1 protein-coding gene is annotated in these 575 nt (G+C 65.2%); it reads left to right on the top strand.

From position 1 onward, the window contains the following. Window positions 1–104: 104 nt before the first annotated feature. The coding region (locus tag EOA28_RS37885; protein WP_148671216.1) for an ATP-binding cassette domain-containing protein at window positions 105–575 on the top strand (471 nt) is incomplete at its 3' end.

Below are 575 nucleotides of genomic sequence, written 5' to 3'. Positions count from 1 at the left end.
ATTTTTGGTCTGCCCTTCGTGGTGCCGCTAAGCTGATCCGTTGATCAGCCGGCGCACCGTCAAAGTGCATCAGCCGGACTTTCCGGCAAGACCAGAGAAATCGAATGGCCCTGATCAGCCTCAAATCCGTCGGCGTCACCATGAGTGCGCCGCTCTTCTCCAACCTCGACCTCACCATCGGCGCCGGCGACCGGCTGGGCATCGTCGCAGCCAATGGCCGTGGGAAGTCCACCTTGCTCAAATGCCTGGCCGGTGAATTCGAACCCACCTCCGGCGACATCACCCGGTCACGCGGCCTGCGCGTCGGCCATGTCGAGCAATCCGTTCCCGGCGCATTGCTCAACCGCAGCTTCCATGACGTCGTCGCCGACGCCTTGCCGGTCGAGCAGCGCGACAGCGAGTTGTGGCGCGTCGACGTGGTTCTCGACTCGCTCGACGTGCCGGAAGACATGCGCGGCCGGCCGATGCGCGCGCTGAGCGGCGGCTGGCAGCGGCTGGCGCTGATCGCGCGTGTCTGGGTCACCGATCCCGACGTGCTTCTGCTCGACGAGCCGACCAATCATCTCGACCTCGCC

Origin of the sequence: Mesorhizobium sp. M2A.F.Ca.ET.067.02.1.1 (genome assembly GCF_004023285.1) — a bacterium.
GTDB lineage: Bacteria > Pseudomonadota > Alphaproteobacteria > Rhizobiales > Rhizobiaceae > Mesorhizobium.
This window is presented reverse-complemented; position numbering and strand designations above follow the sequence as displayed.